The following is a 17252-nucleotide window of genomic DNA, read 5'->3' as shown; positions in this document are numbered from 1 at the left end:
GGTCGGACGGCCCGGTCAGCCTCCGACGGCTGGCTCGACGTCGATCCCCTCGGTCTGCAGGAGCAGCACGCCGACCGCCCGTGCGGCCGAGGCGGCGTCCCGGTCGCCCTCCTGCGCGGCCATGATCGAACCCTTCATCAGGATGTGCCACTGGCGGGCCAGCAACGCCGGGTCGGCGACACCGGCCGCCGTGGCCAGCTCCCGCAGGTAGGCGCGGATCCGCCCCAGATGTTTCACCGCGGCGCGGAAGACGGGTGTGTCCGGGTCGTTGATCTCGACCATCGTGGTGAGGAAGACGCAGCCCTCGAAGTCCGAGCGGGCGAACCATTCGCCGAACAGGTCGAACACCGCCAGCAGCTGGTCCTGCGGGCGCGCTCCGCGCTGACTGCTCTCGTGCATCAGCCACTGCTCGGTCCACAGCTTCTCGCGGCGCGCGAGGTAGTCGAGGATCAGGTCGTCCTTCGACGGGAAGTTGCGGTACAGCGTCATCTTGGCCGTACCGGCGCGGTCGACGACGGCGTCCACCCCGACGTCGCGGACGCCGTGCCGGGTGAACAGCTCGTAGGCGGCACGGCTGATCCGTTCGCTGCCGCTCGGCCGTTTCGCCACACCCGCGGCGTCGCCGTCTGCTTCCACGTTCATCCACCTTACCGTGACACGGATGTCACCGATCCACGCGACGGGCGGCCCGACGCCCGTCTCGCGGACCGTCGTGCCTGCTCAGCCCGCACCGTCCCGGGTGTCCGGCGCTCCCGCGGCCGGCTCCGGTCGGTCCGGGTCCCAGGTGAGGCTGAGGATGAACGCCGAGTCCAGCTCCCGCTCGCAGGGGCACTCCGGGCAGTCCAGCCGGTTCGGCTTGTTCGGGCAGTTCCAGCACGTCCGGACGAGCCGTTCGGTCTTCTCCAGGTCGGCCAGCATGTAGCGCAGGCCGGCCAGGCTCTGCCGGAACGTGGTGCGGATCTCGCCGAAGACGTCGACGAGGGCGTGGCTCGACTCCTCGCCGGTTCCCGACGACGGCCGGGTCTGGGCCAGCCGGGCGATCGTCTTGATCGGGACACCGAGCCCGGCCAACCGGACGCACACCTCGAGCCTGCGGACGTCGAAATCGGAGTAGAAGCGGGTGCCCTTGTCGGTCCGCCTGGGCGAGACCAGGCCCTGCTCCTCGTAGTAGTGGACGGTTCGCGGGGTCACCCCGAGCAGTTCCGCCACCTCGCCGGCGGACTGGTAGCCTCGCCGTCTCGCCTCGCGGACATCCACCGCGCCACCGCTCCTCTCGCCCGACCTCGGACGCGCCGCCGGAACGGCTCCGCCCCTGGGCGAGGGCCACCGGGTCCCGGCGACGCCTCACGCACAGATCTCCAGTCTACGTGCAGGTCCGATACATCGCACCGATCCCGCCCGGGGGCGTCGTGTGGCGATCAGCGCTCTTCTGCCCCCTGGTTCGCGTCGGCCACCCGGCGCAGCTCTGCGGCGAACGGGTTCGGCTTGGTCAGCTTCAGCGCCGCGTCGCAGGAGTCCCCGCCCCGGCGCCCCTTGCGCCGGGGCGGAGCGGGGGACGGCGCCGCCGCCGAGCGGGTCATCAGACCGACCGTGGCGGTGAACGTCTTCGTCATGCGCCCACCGCAGAGCACGCAGACGAGCTCCAGCCCGGCCACGGTCTCGTAGCGGGCACGGACCTCACGGGTGGCGCCGCAGGCGTCGCATCGGAAGTCGTACGTCGGCATCCGTCCTCCTCTCCTACCGGGTCAGGCCGAAGCCTCGACCCTGTCCTTGACCAACGACACGGCCGCGTTGGCGTCCGAGCCGTACTCGATCCCCATCTCACGCGCGATCGGCCGGTTCGCCGCCGCGCCACCGCACATCAGCAGGTACTTGCCGCCCAGGCCCTTCTCCTCGAGCAGGTCCTTGGTCTTCTGGACGTAGACCGTCGAGGAGTTGGTCATCACCGACATGCCGATGGCGACCGCGTCGTTCTCCTCGGCCGTCTGCACGAACTGCTCGGGCTTGACGTTCTTGCCGAGGTCGATGACCTTGAACCCGTTCGCCTTGAGCATCAGGCAGACCAGGTTCTTGCCGATGTCCTGGGTGTTGCCGCGGACCAGGCCGACGACGACGGTGCCGGTCGGGCCGTCACCGGAGCCAGAGGCCTCCAGCAGCGGGATCAGGATCGGCATGGCCTTGTCCATGGTCTTCGCGGCCTTGAGCATGTCGGTGACGAAGCGCTCGTTGCGCTCGTACATGTCACCGACGATCTTCATGCCGAGCGAGAGGCCGTCGAACACGATGGCCTGGGCGCTCATGCCCCGGTCGAGGCCGATCTGCGTCCACTCCTTGGCCTTCTCGCCGTCGTAGTCCATGATCGCCTCGACGAGCTTCTCGTTCACCTCCTCCTGCGAGCCCTCCTCGGCCTTGTGCGCGGCCTTGCCGCCCGCCACCGACTCGTCGGCCGCGGTGGAGTTGTCCCGGGTACCGGGGTGCTTCGGGTGACCGGCGAGGTACACGTTGGACAGGTCGCCCAGTGCGGCGACGTCCATCGGGTACTTGATCGACGCGCACGTGTCGATCATCGCGTGCATGTTCTCCTCTGGCACGTTCCAGTCGATGTCACAGCCCGGCATGCAGACGAACCCGCCGTTGTAGCCGACCTCGGCGGCCAGCTTCTTCACCTCGTTGGCGACGTCCTCGGTGGAGCCGTGCACCAGCGTCGAGAACGGGCTCAGCGTCCCCATCAGCGAGATCTCACCGCCGATGACCCGCTTCGTGTGGTCCATGCCCGGGTACATGTCGCCGTTGAAGTTCACGCACCCGTTGTCGGCGATGTCGCGCCAGATCGGCTGGGTGAACGTGCAGGTGTGGGTGAGCCCGAGCCCGCCGATCTCGTTGATGTAGGAGAACAGCCGCTTCTGGTAGGGCAGGCCGAACTCGCGGTAGACCTCCGGCGGCAGGATGTCGCTGGAGTTGAACGGGTCGAGGATGTTGCAGGCGTCCAGGCCGGCCTCGAACATCATCCGCACCACGTTCTTCACGCAGTCCAGGGCCAGCTCGATGACCTCGTGGGCGTACTCCGGGTCGGTGTCCAGGTAGGTCAGGAACTCGCTGGACCCGGTCATCAGCTGCGCGGTCGTGATCGGACCACCGACCGGCGTGACGAGGACGTGCGTGTTCTTGTACCCCTCGCGCACGTACACCTGGGCCTCGGCGGCGATCGTGCGCAGCCGCCCGGCGTCCGGGTTGAAGCCCTTCGAGTGGTACTCGTCGCGCAGCCGGTAGAAGTCCTCCTTCGTCGGCGTCGGGTGCTTGACCAGCGACGGCTGCGCGTAGGGCAGGTAGTCCAGCTCGGCCCCCAGGTTCTCCACCGGGGTGAACAGGTCGGTGCCCGGGATGAGCACGTCGCCGCCGAACTTCTTCAGGGCCTTGATCTTCGCCTGGGCGGCGGCCTCCGGGTCACGCTGCGCGACGTCACAGGTCACGCCACCCTCGCGCAGGCCACGGGTCATCAGCAGCGGCACGCAGGGCACCTGGTCGGGGAGCTCCTTCATGGTGATGGCCGCGACCATCCGCTCCCGGCTGGACATCGTGTCAGGCACTGGCATCTCCTTGTGTGGTCCCCGGGCGGATCCCGGGGTCGGGGGACATCTCCTCTGGCAGGTTCGGCGGCGGGCGGGTACGTCCGTGCTCCTGCCGTGCGTGCGGCTCAGGTACCGGCACGCACCGTGTGGGCGGGTACGGGGGTCACCACGGGCCGGGTACCGGCAAGCTCCGGCAGCGGGGCGGCCATGGCGTGCTCGCGCGCGTTCCGCAGCACCGACGCGACCGGACCGACCGCGCGCAGCGTCTCCCAGTCCGTGGCGTCGATCGCGCGCAGGAACGCCGACGCGCGGGACGCCAGCAGCAGCTCGTCCAGACCGGCCATGCTGTCCACCGGCGCCGCCACGACCGGCCCCGACGCGGCGAGCTCGGTGGTCAGCACCGCGATCGAGCGGGCGTCGCCGTCCTGCACGGCCCTTCCGAGCGCGACGAGGTCGGTGAAGCCGTGCAACACCACCCGGTCGCCGATCTCACGGCGGACCTCGTCGATCACCATGCCGCGCGCGTCGTACTGCAGGTTGAGCAGCTCGACGCCGAGCTCGGCCAGGTCCGGCAGGATCGGGCGGATCGCGCCGCAGCTGTGGAAGCAGACCGCGGCCGAGGTGGCCCGTCGGATCCGGGAGAGCAGCGTGCGCAGCCGAGGGCGGACGAACGTCCGGAAGTCCTCGTCGGAGAGGAACATGCTGGCCTGGTAACCGAAGTCGTCCCCGTAGACGATCATGTCCGGCTGCTCGGGCAGGGCCGCGAGGTAGTGCTCGTACCCGGCGGCCACCGTCTCGGCCGCCCAGTCCAGCAGCGCGGACGCCTCCCGCCAGTTCTCCGTGAGGTCGGTGAGCAGCTGCCAGCTGTTGCGCAGCGAGAAGCTCGTCTCCAGCAGGCCGGAGCACGGCGCGTCGGCGACGACGACCTGGTCCGACGCGTCCGTCGCCAGCTGTACCTCCGCGGGCCACTCCGGCCGGGGGTGACCCGCGATCCCGAAGATGTCGGCGGTCTCGAGCGGGTGGTGCAGTGGCGCTGGCTCGCCGTCGGCCCACAGCCAGGTCACGCCGAACTGGTCCACGAACTGCTCGTCGACGATGGTCGGGGGCGGGAACAACGGCCCCACCCTCGCGAAGTCGGAGCCCGCGGCACGCGTGTCGTCGGCCGCGAGGGCGACCGTCTGGAGCACCCGGTGGCCCACCACACCGACCTGGCCGGCCAGCACCGGCGCTCCGGTCGCCCGCACACCGGTCACCGTCGAGGTGCCGATGTCGACGAGCATCTCTCCGTCCGGCTTCCCGGCGAGCAGCCTGCGGAACCGCTCCCGGGCGCTCACGTGATGGCTCCGGCGCCGTCGATCAGCGTTCCGGACATCGGACCTCCTGCCGTCGGGGGTGTCCCGTCATCGATGCCACCGGCGACGCGAGGACTCCGGTGACCGCACTCACATATACACCTTACGTGTACGTGAGATTCGCACAACCCTTGGGCCCTGTCGATGCCCACCTGATGCAGGCACCGTGGTGGACGAGCCCCGGCGTCGGGCCGACGCAGGTCCGGGCGGACGGCGTGGCGGGCCGGCGGCGGACGGCGGACGGCGGACCGACCGCGAGCCGGTCGTGCACGCCGTGGAGCGGAGGGGACGCCGCGGAGCGGTCAGAGGAGCGAGCGGCCCGACCGTGACGGCTCCGCGACCTCGACCTCGACCTCGGCGGCATCGGCGACATCGGCGGCATCGGCGGCCTGCGGGGTTTCCGGGGCCGTCCGAGCCACGTGCCCGTCCCGCGTCGCGGTCCCGCGCGCCCCGTCCGCGCACGGCTCGCCCCCGGCCGGGTCGTCCGCGTCCGGGTCGTCCGCGGGCGTCGACGAGACCAGTTCCATCAGGGCGAGCGAGATCCGGGTCGAGAGCTGGACCCCGCCGGGACGGGCGGCGGCCCCCGGGCCCGCCGCCCCTCGCCGGACCAGGCCCTCGACCTCCTCCAGGGCGGCGAGCAGGTCACGGAGCGCGCGGACGTCCTCCCGGAAGCGTGCCCGCATCTCGGCGAGCGTGTCGGAGAGCGCGCGGCCGTACTCCGCACCGGTGGTCGCCCCGACCCGCGCCTCGATCAGGTCCCGTACGGTCCGCAGCGGGACGCCGAGGCAGGCGAGCCGGACGCACACCTCGAGCCGGCGCAGGTCGGCCTCGGTGTAGAAGCGGGTTCCCCGACTGCTGCGGCGCGGGCTGACCAGGCCCATCTCCTCGTAGAAGTGCACCGTCCGCGGGCTCACGCCGAGCAGCCCCGCGACCTCGCCCGGCGCGATGTAGCCGCACTCCCGTGCCCGTCGCGCGTCCATCGTCATCGGCCGGACCCCGGGTCGGTCCGGATCCCCGGTCCCGACCTCGAGGCCGCGTCGTCTCCCATCCTCCGGTGCGTCGACCCAGCATAGCCGCCGGAGGGGGGCGCACTCTACGGCGAGGATCCATCCTTGACGTCAGATTTCTCGTCGCTCGACCGGGCTGCCGCCCGCCTGCCGCCCTGGCCGTACCGGTCCACGGCCCACCGCAGGCCGGCGGCGGCCGCGAGCAGTACGGCGGCACCGAGCGAGATCGTCAGCGCGGCGGCGAGCGGGTCGGACACGCCGGCGACGAACGGGACGAGGACGGTCGCCAACGCCGGCGGGACCGGTGCCCGGAACGCCCACATCAGCGCCGACACGACGGTCAGCGCCACCGCGGCGGCCACCCAACCGGGCTGCACCAGCACGGCCGCGGCGACACCGGCGGCTCCCGCGACGCTGAGCAGCGCCCATCGCCGCACGCCCGGCCCGGGAGCCGCTCCGGCCTGCACGAACTCGAGGCAGGCGACCAGCAGCGGCGGAGCGGCCGCGAGCGGGAGGAGCCCCAGTACGGGGACCAGCGCCAACCATCCGCAGGCGCACACGCCGAACACGGCGAGCACGCGGGCCGGCCACCTGACGGGCCGCACCGGAACCGGTGCACGCGGAGCGGTCACCGCGAGCAGCGTGCACATCGCCGCGACCAGGACGACGTAGGCGAGCTCCCCGGTGCCGAACCACACGGGGAGGACCGCAGCCGACAGTGCCGGCGACAAACGGCTGCGCAGCAGGAGCAGGAGCACCAGCGCCGCCGCGAGCGCGACGATCGCCAGCAGTGAGCGCGGCCCCGGAAGCAGCCCCACGAGCACGCCGAGTCCGGCGCACGCGGTGGGCAGCACCGCGATCCGCCAGCGCGACGCGAGCCAGTCTGGGCGGGCCGTGACCCAGACCCCGAGTGCCAGTGCGATGCCCTCGGGGAACAGCAGGGACGGCTCGCCCAGCAGGCCGGCGGTCGCGACCATCGCGACGGCGTACAGCACCGGCAGCGCCCGGACCGCCACCGCGCGCCCGCCCGCCAGCGGGGCGCGGGCCGTGCGCGCGATCATCGCCGTGTCGCGGCGGCGGCGGCCACCGGCCTCGGCGACGGCCGGGTACCGGCGTCGCCCGGTTCGGGCGCGACCTGGCCGAGCAGCCGGAACGAGCCGGTCACGACCACCGGGCAGCCGGGGGTGGCCAGCGCACACGCCCGGGTCAGCGCCTGTCGCGGGTCGGGCACCGTCTCGACCAGCGGCACCCCGTGGGCCATGGCCGCCCCGGCGATCGCCGAGGCGGGCACCGCCCGCGCCCCGGACGGTCCGTGGGCCGCAGGCACGGTCTCGGTGGCGACCAGCGCGGCCGCCTGACCGGCGAGCGCGGCGACGCCGGCGTCGACGTCCTTGTCCGCGGCCATCGCCAGCACCCAGACGCCGCCGTGCCGACTCCCGTACCGTCCGCGCACCGCCTCGGCCAGCGCGGACAGCTTGTCCGGGTTGTGCGCGCCGTCCAGCACGACCTCGCAGCCGTGCCAGCTCCGCCGGTCGAACCGCCCGGGCAGCCGGACCTCCGCGATCGCGGCGGACGTTGTCTCCGCGTCCAGCCGCCACCCGTCGCGAGCCGCGAGCTGCTCGGCGACCTGCACGGCCAGCAGGGCGTTGTCCAGCTGGTGGCGGCCGGGCACGGGGGGTGCCAGCCACGTGCGTCCCGCCGCCCCCCTGTACAGCCCGCGCCAGCAGCCGTCGGCGGTGCGGTGCGCCAGCTCGACCGACCGGTCGGGGGTGCTCCACACGAGGCGGCAGCGGCGGCGGGCCGCCGTCGCGGCCACGACGTCGTCGACCTCGGGGGCCCGGCCGCCGCTCGCGACCGCGATACCGTCCGGCGCGACGATGTCCGCCTTGTCCGCGGCGATCTCCGCCAGGCTCGTTCCGAGCACGTCGGTGTGGTCGAGCCCGACGGACGTGAGCACGGCCAGCTTGTCCGGGCGTGCGATCGCGTTGGTGGCGTCGTGCCTGCCGCCGATTCCGGCCTCCACCAGCCCGTAGTCGACGGCCCGCTGCGCGAACAGCTCGAACGCGGTCGCCATCGTCAGCTCCGCGTAGCCCGCGCCGCCGATCCGCTGCTGGTCAGGGTGGACGGCCGCCTCCGCCACCGGGTCGACGACGCCGTCGAGCTGCTCCGGCCGCACCGGGCCACCGTCGATCTGGAAGCGTTCCAGGACGCTGAACACGTGGGGCGACAGGTGCGCCCCGACGAGGTGCCCGTGCGCGCGCAGGACGGCGGCCAGCAGCGCGACGACCGACCCCTTGCCCGCGGTGCCGGCCACGTGCACGGACCGGAACTGTTCCTGCGGATCGCCGAGCCGCCGGAACAGGGCCCTGGCCCGACGCCCGCCGGCCCGCCGGCCCGCCGCGGCGGGGACCGCCAGCCCGGCGAACAGCCGGTCCACGTCGGCCGCCGTGGTGATCGCCGGGCGGGGCGAACCGGCCGGTGCGGCGATCCCTCCGCCGATCTGGGCCGCCTGGCTCACTCCCGCTCCCCCGCCGCCCGGCCGACGTTGCGGAGCAGCAACGCCGTCGTCACCGGTCCGACCCCGCCGGGCACCGGGGAGAGTGCGGTGACGACGGGCCCGACCGTGCTCGCCTCCACGTCGCCGACCAGGCCGCCGTCGTCGGTGGGGTTCGTGCCCACGTCGACCACGACCGTGCCGGGCACGACGTGCTCCGACGTCAGCAGCCCCGCCCGTCCGACGGCAGCCACCACGACGTCGGCCGCACGGGTGTGTCCGGCCAGCTCGGTGGTGCGGGAGTGGCAGACGGTCACGGTGGCGTCCCGCGCCAGCAGCAGCTGCGCGAGTGGCCTGCCGACCACCGGGGACCGCCCCACCACGACGACGTGACGGCCGGCCAGGCCGATCCCGAACGCGTCGAGCAGCGTGACCACCGCCTCCGCGGTGGCCGGGGCGAAGGCCGGCAGCCCGACGGTCAACCGGCCGAGGCTGACGGGGTTGGCGCCGTCCACGTCCTTGGCGGGGTCGATCGCCTCGCTCGCCCGCGCGACGTCCACGCCGTCGGGCAGGGGCGTCTGCAGGATCACCGCGTGCACGTCGGGAGCCGCCGAGAGCGCGCGGAGCTCCTCGTGGATGCGGTCGGCCGAGGCCGCCGCTCCGAGGTCGCGGATCTCGCAGTCGATGCCGACCGAGGCGGCCGCCCGGCTGATCGACCGCACGTACCACGCGCTGGCGTCGTCGTCGGTCGCGACGACGACGGCGAGCCGCGGTCTGCCGCCCGTCTCGGCGAGAGCCGCGCAGGTGGCCGCGACCTCCTCACGGATCGTGCGGGCGAGTTCGGTACCGGCCAGTGGCTCGGCGCCCATCCGGATCGTCCCTTCTCATCGTCGTGTCGTCGCGGGCCTCGCCGGCCCGCCGTCGAGCTCCCGGAACGCACGCAGCACCCGGGTCACCGTCCGGGTCTGCCGGGGCCGGTACGGAAGGCCGCACACCCGGGCGACCCTCCGGATCCCGCCGACGTCATCGACGAGCAGCAGCGCCGCGCACTCCACGAGGTCGTCGAGGACCAGTTCCCCGATCCGGTAGCCGACGCCGGCCGCGTCGAGCGCGTCGAGGAGCCGCTGCCGGCCGATCCACGGACGCACCCGGCCGTCGAGCGGGGGCAGGACCGGGGTCGCACCGAGAATGCCGACGACGCCGGCGCGGGTCGTCTCCAGGATCCGGTCGTCGGCGTCCACCAGGAGCGCGTCGGCGGCGGGCGGCAGCCCGATCTCGATCTCGGCCTCCACCGACCGGTCGGCGTAGGCGTACCCCGCCCGGCGGGCGTCGTCCACGCGTCGGACGTGCAGTACGGCGTCGCCGGGAACGGCGTGGTCCCGCGGAGCCACGGTGATCCGCACGTGGGCCGGGTCGTCGGGCACCGCGTGCACCCGGGCGAGGAGCGGCCCGGGACGCCCGCCGAGCGCCCGGCGCAGCGCGGACACGATGTCGGCCGTCAGCTCGGTGCCGTAGCAGTCGCCGTACGAGCGGCGCAGGCGGGACACGTGCTCGCTCAGCGCCGGGGCGCTCCCGTCCTCGACGGCGACCGTCTCGAGCAGGCCGCCGCGCTTCCTCCCGTCCGGCTCGGACCGGTCGTCCACGTCCAGCTCGCCGTCCAGGCACCGCAGCAGCGGCGCCGCCTTGTGCAGGCACTCCGCCCACTCGGCCGCCGGGCGGGAGTCGGCGGTGATACCGGCGCCCACCCCGAGCCGGGCGCTGCCGTCCGGACGTACCTGCAGGGTGCGGATCGCGACCGCCAGTTCCAGCCCGGCCAGCGGGCCGGCGTAACCGAGCGCGCCGGTGAACAGCCCGCGTGGGTCCTCCTCCAGGGCGTCGATCAGCCGGGTCGCACTGGTCTTCGGCGCTCCGGTGACCGAGCCGGGCGGGAACGTCGCGGCGAGCAGCCCGGGGTCGTCGACGTCCGGGCACAGCTCCCCGGTCACGGTGGACACCAGATGCCACACGCCGGGGTGCGGCTGCACCTCGAGCAGCTGCGGGACCCGCACCGAGCCGGTGGCGCACGCCCGGGACAGGTCGTTGCGCATCAGATCCACGATCATCACGTTCTCCGCCGCCTCCTTCGGCGACGCCGCCAGCCGCGACCGTTCCGTCCGGTCGGTGTCGGCCCCGGTCCGCGGACGCGTTCCCTTGATCGGCTCGGTGCGTACCCGGCGGCCGTCGCGGTGGAGGAACAGCTCCGGGCTGGCGGACACGGCGGCCGCCACGGTGTCCGCGACCAGTCCGGCCCTGGCCGGGGCGAGCGACTCCACCAGCCGCGCCCACGCCGCGTGCGGTGAGCCGGAGAGCTCGAGCTCGATGCCGACCGCGATGTTGGCCTGGTACACCTCACCGCGCCGGATCGCTTGCTGGCACTTCTCGACCGCGCCCAGGTAGGCGGCGCGGTCGGGCAGAGAGCGCAGCCGCACGTGCGGGGTCTCGGTGCGGCCCGGCCCGGCGAGGTCGGCGACGAGCCCGGCGAGGCGCCGCGCGGCCCCGGCCCGGTCGAGTCCGCTGCCGGCGCCGCCCGGGTCGTCGACCAGTGCCTCGTACCACCAGCGGTGGCCGTCGTGCCGGAGCACGTCCGGGTACCAGCCGAACGACGACGCGGTCGTGGCGATGTCCGGGTCGACGCCGGGGTAGGCCAGGTACCCGAACCAGCCGCCACCGACGGCGTCGGGACGTGCGGGGTCGGGCCGCACGTCCGGGACTCTGGCCAGCGCACCCGCGACGTGCGCGGCCGGCCCGCGCACGACCTCGGTCGGGTCACACGTGACCACGGACCCCCGTGACCACCGCCCTGACCATGCGGTGACCCTCGTGCGGTGGGCCAGCCGCCGCACGAGGTCCGCCACCCCGGTCGTCGGCGCGACCGGCAACGGTTCGACCACCAGGCGCGTCCACCGCCCGTCCCCTGGCGAGCTCGCCTCCGAGCCGGTTCCGAGAACCGCCGTCACGTGATCCGCTCCGCTTCCGGCCGCGACGCCGTCCGGTGGTCGAGGGGCGCGGGCTCGGCCGGGACGGGTCCGGGAGAGATCGTGTGCACGGTGCCGTTGACCGGGATGTGGGTCGGCATCCGTTCGACGCCGAGCCCGAGCGCTGCGGCGAACAACGCGCGGATCGTCTCGCCGTGGCTGACCACGACGACGTCCGGCCCGGTCGCGGCGACCCGGTGCGGGGCGCCGGCGTTCAACGCGCCCAGGAACCGCCCGGCCCTGCCGAGCAGTTCCCGCGGGGTCTCCCCACCGGCCGGCGCCCAGTCCGGATCGGCGGCGGCGAGCACCGCGGCGCGTCCGGCCACCGGGGTGCCCTCCCATATCCCGTGGCACTGCTCGCGCAGGAGCACCGAGCGGCGGACCCGCAGGTGGTGCCGGGCCGCGACGAGCTCGGCGGTCTGCACACACCTCAACTGATCGCTCGTCCAGACCTCGCCCACCGGTTCGCGTTCCAGTGCCTCGGCGACCGTGAGGGCCTGCTTCACCCCGTCCGGGCTCAGCGGCACGTGCAGGGTCTGCCCCTGCAACAGGCCCTCGGCGTTCCAGGTGCTCTGGCCGTGTCGGACGAGATGCAGGCGGGCCCCGGCGCGGCGCCCCGCCCAGCGAGCGTTCACCGCAGCAGACCGGCGGCCCGGACCGCCAGCGGATCGAGCTCCGCCCGGCCGTCCGCGGCGACCGCCAGCAGCGCCTCGATCATCCGCGGCTCCCAGAACGTCCGCATGTGATCGGCGATCTCCCGGGCCGCCGTGTCCGGGTTCCGGTCCGCGAACTGCGCCGCGATCTCGTTGGCGAGGCGGGCGCTGGGGGCGGGGCCACCGCTCATGTCCCGGCCACCGGGACCGGCTCGGCGGCCCGGTGCTCCTGGGCGGGCACTCCGTCCCCGCCGGTGCGCAGCTGGACCTGGACCGCGGTGACCTTGTACTCGGGGCAGTTCGTCGCCCAGTCCGAGTTCTCCGTGGTGACCACGTTCGCCCCGGTGGTCGGGTGGTGGAACGTCGTGTAGACCACGCCGACCGGCATCCGGTCGGAGATCGTCGCGCGCAGCGTGGTGTCCCCGACCCGGCTGCTCAGGCGCACCTCGTCGCCCTCGCCGATCCCCCGCTCCTCGGCGTCGTGCGGGTGGATCTCGAGGAGGTCCTCCGGGTGCCATGCGACGTTGCCGGTGCGGCGCGTCTGGGCCCCCACGTTGTACTGGGACAGGATGCGGCCGGTGGTGAGCACCAGCGGGAACCGGCGGGTGCTGCGTTCCGAGGTCGGCACGTAGGTGGTGGGCACGAACCTGCCCTTGCCACGCACGAACCCGTCCTCGTGCATGATCGGCGTGCCGGTCGGTGCGGCGTCCGTGCACGGCCACTGCACGCTGCCGACCTCGTCGAGCTTCTCGAACGAGACGCCGGCGAACGTCGGCGTGGTGGACGCGATCTCCGCCATGATCTCGCGCGGGTGGGTGTAGGACATCGGACGGCCCATCCGCTCCGCGATCGCGGCGACGATCTCCCACTCGTGCATCCCGGTCCGCGGCGGCATCACCGGCCGGACCCGGTTGATCCGCCGTTCGGCGTTGGTGAACGTCCCGTCCTTCTCCAGGAACGACGTCCCCGGCAGCAACACGTGGGCGAACGACGCCGTCTCGTTGCGGAACAGGTCCTGGACGACCACGAGGTCCATCGCGCTCAGCGCGGCGTGCACGTGGGCCGTGTTCGGGTCGGACTGGGCGATGTCCTCGCCCTGCACGAACAGCGCGCGGAACGAGCCGTCGATCGCCGAGTCGAACATGTTCGGGATCCGCAGTCCCGGCTCCGGGGAGATCGTGGCGCCCCACACCGACTCGAAGACCGAGCGGACCGCGTCGTCGGAGACGTGCCGGTAGCCGGGCAGCTCGTGCGGGAAGGAGCCCATGTCGCACGAGCCCTGGACGTTGTTCTGCCCGCGCAGCGGATTGACCCCGACGCCGTCGCGACCGATGTTGCCGGTGGCCATGGCCAGGTTGGCCATCCCCATCACCATGGTCGAGCCCTGGCTGTGCTCGGTGACGCCGAGCCCGTAGTAGATCGCCCCGTTCGGTGCGGTGGCGTACAGCCGCGCGGCCTCACGTACCTGGTCGGCCGGCACGCCGGTGATCTCCTCGACGGCCTCCGGCGCGTTCTCCGGCCGCGCGATGAACTCGGCCCACTCCGACCAGCCCTCGCAGCGCTCGGCCACGAACGCCTCGTCGGCCAGCCCCTCGGTCACGACGACGTGCGCGAACGCGTTGATCATCGCGACGTTCGTGCCGGGGGCAAGCGGCAGGTGGTGGGCGGCCTCGACGTGCGGGGACCGGACGAGGTCGATCCGGCGCGGGTCGAGGACGATCAGCTTCGCGCCCTCGCGCAGCCTGCGCTTCATCCGGGACGCGAACACCGGGTGACCGTCGGTCGGGTTCGCCCCGATCAGCAGGATCACGTCGGCCGCGGCGACCGACCGGAAGTCCTGCGTGCCAGCGCTGGTGCCGAACGTCTGCTTGAGGCCGTACCCGGTCGGCGAGTGGCAGACCCGCGCGCAGGTGTCGACGTTGTTGTTCCCGAAGACCGAGCGCACCATCTTCTGGACGACGTAGACCTCCTCGTTGGTGCAGCGCGAGGACGTGATGGCGCCGATCGACCCGACCCCGTGCTCGTCCTGGATCTCGCGCAGGCGCCGCGCGGTGAAGTCCAGCGCCTCCTCCCAGGAGACCTCCCGCCACTCGTCGGTGATCCGCTCGCGGACCAGCGGGTTCAGCACGCGGTCCGGGTGGCTGGCGTAGCCGAACGCGAACCGTCCCTTCACACAGGAGTGGCCCTCGTTGGCGCCGCCGTCCTTGGCCGGGACCATCCGGACGACCTCGTTGCCGCGCATCTCGGCCTTGAACGAGCAGCCGACACCGCAGTAGGCGCACGTGGTCAGCACCGTGCGGTTCGGCATGCCGAGGTCGACCACGCTGCGCTCCTGAAGCGTGGCCGTCGGGCAGGCCTGTACGCAGGCACCGCAGGAGACGCAGTCGGACTCCAGGAACGACTCCCCCGCGCCCGCGGTGATCTTCGTGTCGAAACCGCGGCCGTCGAGGGTCAGTGCCAGCGTGCCCTGGACCTCGTCACAGGCCCGCACACACCGTGCGCACGAGATGCACTTCGACCCGTCGAAGTCGAAGTACGGGTTCGACGTGTCCTTCGGCGCGTCGGCGTGGTTGGCGCCGTGCTCGTCGTAGCGGACCTGGCGCAGGCCGACGGTCCCGGCCATGTCCTGCAGCTCGCAGTCGCCGTTCGCCGAACACGTCAGGCAGTCCAGCGGGTGGTCGGAGATGTAGAGCTCCATCACGCCGGTGCGCAGCTTCGCCAGCCGGGCGGACTGCGTCGTGACCCGCATGCCCTCCTCCACCGGCGTGGTGCACGACGCGGGCGTGCCGCGCCTGCCGTCGATCTCGACCACGCACAGCCGGCACGACCCGTAGGCCTCGAGATTGTCACTGGCGCAGAGCTTCGGGACCGGTACGCCGGCCTCGACCGCCGCGCGCATCACCGACGTGCCCTGCGGCACGCTCACCGGCACGCCGTCGATCACGACGGTGGTCGTCGCGTCCCCGGAGCGGGCCGGGGTTCCGTAGTCGGTCTCCTTGAGCAGGCTCATGCCGTGTGCTCCTCCCTGGTCGGCGACTCGTCGGCCGGTCGTCTCCGGTCGAGGAAGTCCTCCCCGAAGTGCTGGACGGCGCTGCGGACCGGGAACGGGGTCATCCCGCCCATCGCGCACAGCGAGCCGTCGGTCATCAGCTCGCACAGGTCGTCGAGCAGCGCGAGGTTGTCGTCGACGTCGGACCCTTCGATGATCTTGTCGATGGTCTCGACCCCGCGGACGGAACCGAGCCGGCACGGGGTGCACTTCCCGCAGGACTCCGCCGCGCAGAACTCCATCGCGAAGCGGGCCTGACGTGCCATGTCGACGGTCTCGTCGAACACGACGATGCCGCCGTGCCCGACCATGGCCCCCGCCTCGGCGAACGCCTCGTAGTCCATCGGCAGGTCGAACCGGTCGACCGGCAGGTACGCGCCGAGCGGACCGCCGACCTGCACCGACCGCACCGGACGACCGGTCAGCGTGCCGCCCCCGAAGTCCTGGACCAGCTCGCCGAGCGTGATCCCGAAGGCGGTCTCGACGATGCCCCCGCGGGCGATGTTCCCGCCGAGCTGGAAGACCTGCGTGCCGCGCGAGCGGCCCATGCCGTACGACGCGTAGGCCTCGGCTCCGTCGCCGAGCACCGTGGTGGCCGCGCAGAGCGTCAGCACGTTGTTCACCACGGTCGGCTTGCCGAACAGCCCGCTCAGGGCCGGGATCGGCGGCTTCGCCCTGACCATCCCGCGCAGACCCTCGAGGCTCTCCAGCATCGCGGTCTCCTCGCCGCAGATGTAGGCCCCCGCGCCGACGCGCACCTCGATGTCGAAGGCGAACCCGCTGCCCAGCACGTCCGGGCCGAGCCAGCCCTGCCCGCGAGCGATCCCGATCGCCGACCGCAGCGTCTCCACGGCGTCCGGGTACTCCGAGCGCACGTAGACGAAGCCCTCGGACGCCCCCACGGCGTACGCGGCGATCGTCATGCCCTCGAGCAGCTGGAAGGGGTCCCCCTCCATCACCATCCGGTCCGCGAACGTCCCGGAGTCGCCCTCGTCGGCGTTGCAGCACACGAACTTGACCGCCGCCTGCTCCTGGCCGACGGTCCGCCACTTGATCCCGGCCGGGAATCCGGCGCCGCCCCGGCCCCGCAGGCCGGAGGTGACCATCTCCTCGACGACGTCCTCCGGCGCGAGGGAGAGCGCGCGTCGCAGTCCGCGAAGTCCGCCGTGGTCGGTGTAGTCGGCCGGGTCCAGCGGGTCGACAACGCCCACCCGGGCGAAGGTCAACCGGTTCTGGCGGCGCATCCAGGGCAGTCGCTCGACCGGTCCCAGGGATGCGCCCTCACCGTCGAACAGCCCCGCGTCGACGAGCGCGGGGACGTCTCCCGGAGCGACCGGGCCGTAGCCGACCCGTCCGTGCGGGGTGGCCACCTCGACCAGCGGCTCGAGCCAGAGCATGCCTCGCGACCCGGTCCTGACCAGGTCGATCGCCCGCCCGCCGCGGCGCGCGGCTGCCAGCAGCCCGGCGGCGACGGAGTCGGCACCGACCGAGCGGGCCGCACTGTCCTGGGGCACGTAGACCGTGACGGTGTCGCTCATGCCGCACCCGTCCTCGTGCTCACCGCGCCCGCGAGCAGGTCGTCGAGCCGCGCGACGTCGGTGCGCCCGTGCAGGACCCCGTCCATCTCGACGGTCGGCCCGAGCGCGCAGTTGCCGAAGCAGAACACCTCCTCGACGGTGAGGGCGATGCCCGCGTCGCCGGAGGACCTGTCCTCCCAGCCCCTGGCCGCGCCGTAGAGCTCCTCGGCGCCCACGGCCTGGCACGCCTCGCCCCGGCACACCCGCAGCACCGTCGACCCGGCCGGTTCGCGACGGAAGTCGGTGTAGAACGACACGACCCCGTGCACCTCGGCCCGGGACAGGTTCAGCTCGCGGGCGACCACGTCGAGCGCGGTGTCGTCGACGCGACCGAACTCCCGCTGCACCTCGTGCAGGATCGGCAGCAACGGACCACGCGCGTCGCGGTGCCGGTCGATCAGGTCCCGAACTCGGGACTCCGACGCAGCAGCATCGGGTCGATCAGGCATCTTCGCCCTCCATGGCCTCACAATATCGTACCTAAGCGTGAGATATCTTGAACCACGGTCGGCAAGAAGGGCAACCCGACTCCTCCGA

The 17252-nt window shown here is 73.0% G+C and carries 15 protein-coding genes; all 15 read right to left on the bottom strand.

The annotated features are described in order from the left end of the window. Positions 1 to 15: 15 nt before the first annotated feature. A complete protein-coding gene (locus EV378_RS26240; RefSeq protein ID WP_132430068.1) occupies positions 16 to 642 on the bottom strand; it encodes a TetR/AcrR family transcriptional regulator in 627 nt (208 codons plus the stop codon). 78 nt (positions 643 to 720) lie between these two features. Further along, positions 721 to 1257 carry a MerR family transcriptional regulator gene (locus EV378_RS35570; protein ID WP_165922491.1) on the bottom strand — a complete coding sequence of 179 codons (537 nt, stop codon included), beginning with the start codon at positions 1255 to 1257 and terminating at the stop codon, positions 721 to 723. A gap of 161 nt (positions 1258 to 1418) precedes the next feature. Continuing rightward, the gene (locus tag EV378_RS26230) at positions 1419 to 1724 is read right to left on the bottom strand and encodes a zinc ribbon domain-containing protein (RefSeq protein ID WP_132430067.1); all 306 of its coding nucleotides are present in this window, start codon (positions 1722 to 1724) and stop codon (positions 1419 to 1421) included. Between the two features lie 21 nt (positions 1725 to 1745). After that, positions 1746 to 3587 (bottom strand): MtaA/CmuA family methyltransferase, encoded by a 1842-nt coding sequence (locus tag EV378_RS26225; RefSeq protein WP_207908873.1) that lies wholly within the window; start codon positions 3585 to 3587, stop codon positions 1746 to 1748. A gap of 107 nt (positions 3588 to 3694) precedes the next feature. Further along, entirely contained in the window at positions 3695 to 4903 is a 1209-nt protein-coding gene (locus tag EV378_RS26220; protein WP_132430065.1) for a uroporphyrinogen decarboxylase family protein, read from the bottom strand. A gap of 320 nt (positions 4904 to 5223) precedes the next feature. Further along, positions 5224 to 5907: a MerR family transcriptional regulator gene (locus EV378_RS26215; protein WP_132430064.1), complete on the bottom strand. Its 684-nt coding sequence runs from the start codon at positions 5905 to 5907 to the stop codon at positions 5224 to 5226. 107 nt (positions 5908 to 6014) lie between these two features. Beyond that, positions 6015 to 6989 carry a hypothetical protein gene (locus tag EV378_RS26210; protein WP_132430063.1) on the bottom strand — a complete coding sequence of 325 codons (975 nt, stop codon included), beginning with the start codon at positions 6987 to 6989 and terminating at the stop codon, positions 6015 to 6017. Beyond that, the gene (locus tag EV378_RS26205) at positions 6986 to 8446 is read right to left on the bottom strand and encodes a bifunctional folylpolyglutamate synthase/dihydrofolate synthase (protein WP_132430062.1); all 1461 of its coding nucleotides are present in this window, start codon (positions 8444 to 8446) and stop codon (positions 6986 to 6988) included. Before EV378_RS26205 ends, EV378_RS26210 begins: the two co-directional genes overlap by 4 nt. Beyond that, positions 8443 to 9291, bottom strand: coding sequence for a bifunctional 5,10-methylenetetrahydrofolate dehydrogenase/5,10-methenyltetrahydrofolate cyclohydrolase (locus EV378_RS26200; protein ID WP_132430061.1), 849 nt, complete (start codon positions 9289 to 9291; stop codon positions 8443 to 8445). The genes EV378_RS26205 and EV378_RS26200 overlap by 4 nt, the downstream gene beginning before the upstream one ends. A 15-nt stretch (positions 9292 to 9306) precedes the next feature. Beyond that, positions 9307 to 11418 carry a chorismate-binding protein gene (locus tag EV378_RS26195; RefSeq protein WP_132430060.1) on the bottom strand — a complete coding sequence of 704 codons (2112 nt, stop codon included), beginning with the start codon at positions 11416 to 11418 and terminating at the stop codon, positions 9307 to 9309. Then, positions 11415 to 12071: a histidine phosphatase family protein gene (locus tag EV378_RS26190; RefSeq protein ID WP_132430059.1), complete on the bottom strand. Its 657-nt coding sequence runs from the start codon at positions 12069 to 12071 to the stop codon at positions 11415 to 11417. The genes EV378_RS26195 and EV378_RS26190 overlap by 4 nt, the downstream gene beginning before the upstream one ends. Continuing rightward, positions 12068 to 12280 (bottom strand): formate dehydrogenase subunit delta, encoded by a 213-nt coding sequence (locus EV378_RS26185; protein WP_132430058.1) that lies wholly within the window; start codon positions 12278 to 12280, stop codon positions 12068 to 12070. The genes EV378_RS26190 and EV378_RS26185 overlap by 4 nt, the downstream gene beginning before the upstream one ends. Beyond that, positions 12277 to 15099 carry a formate dehydrogenase subunit alpha gene (fdhF, locus tag EV378_RS26180; protein WP_132430057.1) on the bottom strand — a complete coding sequence of 941 codons (2823 nt, stop codon included), beginning with the start codon at positions 15097 to 15099 and terminating at the stop codon, positions 12277 to 12279. The genes EV378_RS26185 and fdhF overlap by 4 nt, the downstream gene beginning before the upstream one ends. Beyond that, the gene (locus EV378_RS26175) at positions 15096 to 16676 is read right to left on the bottom strand and encodes a formate dehydrogenase beta subunit (RefSeq protein ID WP_132430056.1); all 1581 of its coding nucleotides are present in this window, start codon (positions 16674 to 16676) and stop codon (positions 15096 to 15098) included. Before EV378_RS26175 ends, fdhF begins: the two co-directional genes overlap by 4 nt. Then, positions 16673 to 17164 carry an NAD(P)H-dependent oxidoreductase subunit E gene (locus EV378_RS26170; RefSeq protein ID WP_132430055.1) on the bottom strand — a complete coding sequence of 164 codons (492 nt, stop codon included), beginning with the start codon at positions 17162 to 17164 and terminating at the stop codon, positions 16673 to 16675. Before EV378_RS26170 ends, EV378_RS26175 begins: the two co-directional genes overlap by 4 nt. Positions 17165 to 17252: the final 88 nt, after the last annotated feature.

The sequence above is a fragment of the Pseudonocardia endophytica genome, assembly GCF_004339565.1.
GTDB classification, from domain to species: Bacteria; Actinomycetota; Actinomycetes; order Mycobacteriales; family Pseudonocardiaceae; genus Pseudonocardia; species Pseudonocardia endophytica.
Note: the sequence above shows the minus strand (reverse complement) of the source record. Positions and strands in the feature narration are given on the sequence as shown.

What these genes read in the sequence shown, in the direction of transcription:
- EV378_RS26240 (WP_132430068.1), bottom strand. Translation starts at nt 642, where the DNA reads ATGAACGTGGAAGCAGACGGCGACGCCGCGGGTGTGGCGAAACGGCCG.
- EV378_RS26230 (WP_132430067.1), bottom strand. Translation starts at nt 1,724, where the DNA reads ATGCCGACGTACGACTTCCGATGCGACGCCTGCGGCGCCACCCGTGAG.
- EV378_RS26215 (WP_132430064.1), bottom strand. Translation starts at nt 5,907, where the DNA reads ATGACGATGGACGCGCGACGGGCACGGGAGTGCGGCTACATCGCGCCG.
- EV378_RS26210 (WP_132430063.1), bottom strand. Translation starts at nt 6,989, where the DNA reads ATGATCGCGCGCACGGCCCGCGCCCCGCTGGCGGGCGGGCGCGCGGTG.
- EV378_RS26200 (WP_132430061.1), bottom strand. Translation starts at nt 9,291, where the DNA reads ATGGGCGCCGAGCCACTGGCCGGTACCGAACTCGCCCGCACGATCCGT.
- EV378_RS26185 (WP_132430058.1), bottom strand. Translation starts at nt 12,280, where the DNA reads ATGAGCGGTGGCCCCGCCCCCAGCGCCCGCCTCGCCAACGAGATCGCG.
- fdhF (WP_132430057.1), bottom strand. Translation starts at nt 15,099, where the DNA reads ATGAGCCTGCTCAAGGAGACCGACTACGGAACCCCGGCCCGCTCCGGG.
- EV378_RS26175 (WP_132430056.1), bottom strand. Translation starts at nt 16,676, where the DNA reads ATGAGCGACACCGTCACGGTCTACGTGCCCCAGGACAGTGCGGCCCGC.
- EV378_RS26170 (WP_132430055.1), bottom strand. Translation starts at nt 17,164, where the DNA reads ATGCCTGATCGACCCGATGCTGCTGCGTCGGAGTCCCGAGTTCGGGAC.